The organism is Pseudoduganella buxea (assembly GCF_009720835.1).
GTDB classification, from domain to species: domain Bacteria; phylum Pseudomonadota; class Gammaproteobacteria; order Burkholderiales; family Burkholderiaceae_D; genus Rugamonas; species Rugamonas buxea.
Map to the genome: position 1 here is coordinate 1 of NZ_WNKZ01000188.1, position 2422 is coordinate 2422.

Annotated in this window: 2 protein-coding genes; both read left to right on the forward strand. The window is 72.7% G+C overall.

Annotated elements, in window-relative coordinates; all coding sequences use genetic code 11:
* Positions 1-945, forward strand: a 945-nt coding sequence (locus GM672_RS27390; protein ID WP_155473654.1) for a DUF2804 domain-containing protein, incomplete at its 5' end; no start/stop codon positions are given.
* An 18-nt stretch (positions 946-963) separates the two neighbouring features.
* Positions 964-2422: acetate--CoA ligase family protein (locus GM672_RS27395; protein WP_211517452.1), on the forward strand; the 1459-nt coding region annotated here is incomplete at its 3' end.

Genomic DNA, 2422 nt, shown 5'->3' on the forward strand with positions numbered 1-2422 from the left:
GGTCCGGACGGCCGGCCCGTGCTGGGCCGCTTCGCCGGCCTCGGTCGCGGCTTCGACTGGGCCCGGCTGGCCCCGCCGCACGCGCGCAACCCCCTGTGGCGCCGGCTGCATCACAAGCGCTGGCACTACGTGGCCCTGGCGACGGAGCGCATCTTCTGCGCCGTCGCCATCGTCGACCTGGGCTGGATGAGCACCTGCTTCGGCTATGCCTTCGACCGCAGCGACGGCGACATGATGGCCAATTTTTCCGAGGACGGCCTGCCCGGGCGCTTCTCCGCCAGGCTGGCCGACGATGCGGGCGGCACCAGCCGCTTCGAGCGCCGCGCCACCCGCATCGAGATCGGGCCCGATGGCCTGACCCTGCGCTGCCCCTGGCTGGAAATCGACGCGGCCTTCGCCCCGGCACACTCGCCGCTGCTGCTGGCGACGGGGCTGGTGCCGGGCGGCGCCGTGCATGCGACGCAGAAGTCCGGCGGGCTGGCGCTGGAGGGCGAAGTGCGCACCTGGCGCGACGAATACGCGCTGGCCGGCGGCGTGGCCAGCTTCGACTACTCGAACGGCCTGCTGCCGCGCGAGACGGCGTGGCGCTGGGCTTCGGCGCATGACCTGGCGCTGGGCTTCAACCTGCAGGCCGGCTACTTCGGCGCGTGCGAGAATGCCCTGTGGCTGGACGGCGCCCTGCATCCGCTGGGACCGGCCCGCTTCATCGTCGACCGCAAGGACCCGATGGCACCGTGGCACGTCTTCACGGAGGACGACTGTCTCGACGTCGTCTTCACGCCGGACGGCGCGCGACGCCAGGACCGCAACATGAGAATCGCCGCCAGCCGCTACGTGCAGCCGGTCGGCACCTTCACGGGCTGGGTACGCAGCACGCCGGAAGGGCCGAAGCGGCCCGTCGAGCGCCTGGCCGGCGTCACGGAAGACCATTTTTCGCGCTGGTAGGCGCCAGGAAGGAAGAGCATGAGCGTGCGTCACCTGGACCGGATGTTCGAGCCCCGCAGCGTGGCCGTCATCGGCGCCTCCGAACGGCCCGGCCGGATCGGCACGACGGTGCTGGCCAACATGGCCGGCAGCGGCTTTGCCGGCGCGCTGTGGCCCGTCAACCCGAAGTACGACGAGCTGCTCGGCATCGCCTGCTACGCGCGCGTGGCGGCCTTGCCGAAAACCCCCGGCGGCGGGCCGGACCTGGCCGTCATCTGCACGCCGCCGGACACGGTGCCTGGCCTGATCCATGAGCTGGGCGCGCGCGGCACCCGCGCCGTCATCGTCCTGACGCCCCTGCCGGCGGGCGTGCGCCAGGCCATGCTGAAGGCGGCGCGCCCGCATGTGCTGCGCATCCTGGGGCCGGGCGGCATCGGCCTGGTGGCACCGGCCGCGGGCCTGAACGCAAGCGTTGCCCACGTCGGCGCCAAGGCCGGGCGGATCGCCTTCGTGTCCCAGTCCGGCATGCTGATGACGGCCGTGCTGGACTGGGCACGCCAGCAGAATATCGGCTTCTCGCGCGTCGTGTCGCTGGGCGAGGCCGTCGATATCGACGTGGGCGACCTGCTCGACTTCCTGGCCGGCGATGCCGACACGGGGGCCATCGTCGTCCACATCGAATCGGTGGGCAATGCCCGCAAGTTCATGTCGGCCGCCCGCATCGCCGCGCGCGGCAAGCCCGTCGTCGTATTGAAGTCTGGCCGGGAGGGCGACGACCGCGTCTACGATGCCGCCATTCGCCGTGCCGGCATGCTGCGCGTGCATTCGTCGGCCGACCTGTTCGACGCGGTGGAGACCGTGGCGCGGGCGCGGCCCCTGGCGGGCGAGCGGCTGGGCGTGATCTGCAACGGCACCAGCCTGGGTTTGCTGGCCACCGATGCGCTGGACCGCATCGGCGCGCGCCTGGCCGGCCTGTCGCCCGAGACGGTGCGCGCCTTGCGGCCGCACGTGCCGGACGGCGCCGTGCCGGCCAATCCCCTCGATATCGGCGTGCGCGCGGACACGGCCCGCCATGTGGCGGCGCTGGCCGGCATGCTGGCCGAACCGCAGGTCGACGCGCTGCTGCTGGTGCACGCGCCGACATCGTCGGCCGGCAGCACGGAAGTGGCGCAGGCGCTGGCCCCGCTGATCCGGGAAGCGCGCCGCAGCGTGCTTTCGTGCTGGCTGGGCGGGGCCGGCGTGGCCGAGGCGCGCGCCATCTTCGCCGCGGCGAACCTGCCCACCTACGACACGCCGGAAAAGGCCGTGCGCGCCTTCGGCCAGATCGTGCAGTACCAGCGCAACCAGGCCCTGTTGATCGAAGTGCCGGCGCAAAGCGGTACGCCCGATGTGCCGCAGGCGCAGGCCGCACGCGAGGCGGCACGGGCCCTGGTGGCCGAAGCACGGGCCGCGGGCCAGGATCGGGAGAGCGACGTGTGGGGCAACAGTGTGCGCCCGA